1 pseudogene is annotated in these 1,440 nt (G+C 58.9%); it reads left to right on the forward strand.

What is annotated here, in order from left to right:
• Positions 1 to 81 precede the first annotated feature (81 nt).
• A pseudogene (locus AC11W3_RS14205) lies at positions 82 to 1,160 on the forward strand (IS3 family transposase); the annotation flags it as partial.
• Between the last annotated feature and the right edge of the window lie 280 nt (positions 1,161 to 1,440).

The following is a 1,440-nucleotide window of genomic DNA, read 5'->3' on the forward strand; positions in this document are numbered from 1 at the left end:
TGGTCTGCTCCCCGGAAACTGGACCATTCATAATGAGAAAATTTTGCTAAGATAGAAAAATCTGGCAGGAGGATTTTCTCGATGAAGCGGTCCCGATTTAGCGAGCAGCAGATTGCCTTTGCCCTGCAGCAGGCCGAGCAGGGGACGCAGGTAGGCGAGGTGACCCGCAAGATGGGCATCAGTGAGCAGACCTTTTACCGCTGGAAGAAGAAGTTTGGCGGGCTGATGCCCTCGGAGGTCCGCAAGCTCCGGCAGCTGGAGGAGGAGAATGCCCGGCTGCGTCGACTGGTGGCGGATCTCTCCCTGGACAAGGAAATGCTCCAGGAGGTGATCCGAAAAAAGCTCTGAGGCCTGCTCAACGGCGGGAGACGGTGGAGTTGCTGTGCCTCTGCTACCAGGTGAGCGTGCGGCGGGCGGTCCAGACCCTAGCCGCTCCCCGGGCCACCCTTTACTACCGTTCCCGCAAGGCTGAGCAGGCCCCCTTGAGAAACCGGATCAAAGAGATTGCCACGGTCCGGGTGCGCTATGGCTACCGGCGGATACATACCCTCTTGCAGCGGGAGGGCTGGGTAATTAACCACAAACGAGTCTATCGGCTCTATTGTCTGGAAGGTTTGCAGATGCGCCACAAGCCACCCCGGCGCCGGGTCAGTGCCAAGCTTCGGGAAGGCCGGACGGCTGCCACTCATCCCAACCAAGCCTGGTCCATGGACTTTATGGCCGATGAACTCTTCGATGGCCGGCGCCTCCGGCTCTTAACGATAGTCGATAACGTTAGCCGTGTTAGCCCCTTTATCGGGGTGGGCTTCCGCTACCGGGGCTACGATGTGGTCACGGCCCTCAACCTGGCGGTGGCCCAATATGGGGTGCCGGAGTGCCTCCGGGTGGACAACGGCCCGGAGTTTATCTCCAAGGAAGTTGACCTCTGGGCCTATGCCCACGGTGTGGTCCTGGACTTCTCCCGGCCGGGCAAGCCCACGGATAATGCCTTCATCGAATCTTTTAACAGCCGGTTTCGGCAAGAGTGCTTGAACGAGCACTGGTTTTTGAGCCTGGAAGATGCTACAGAGAAGATCGAGACTTGGCGCCGCCACTACAACGAGCAGCGGCCGCACAGCAGCCTGGGGTATCAAACGCCGGCCGCTTATCTCTCGGGGGCTCTGCCCCCGAACCCCCGGAGTTTAGCGCTTTTGGAAGCTCCGGATGGGCAGGAAAACCAAGGGCAGGGCCTCGGCCCTGCCCATCCGTCTGCTTCTCCACCGGGCGCTCGGGTTGCTCTCCAGCAGAGCCCTATCCTCCCGGTGGACAGGCAGAATATACCATGAACCTTTAATCGGAAAAAAGCCGAATTTTCTCACTCAAAATGGTCCAAAAAAGGGGGCATCTCCATCGACCCCAACTCTAACTTAAGTTTTGGTATAATCCACGGGGGCAGGTCAG

It is taken from the genome of Geomonas sp., assembly GCF_056994735.1.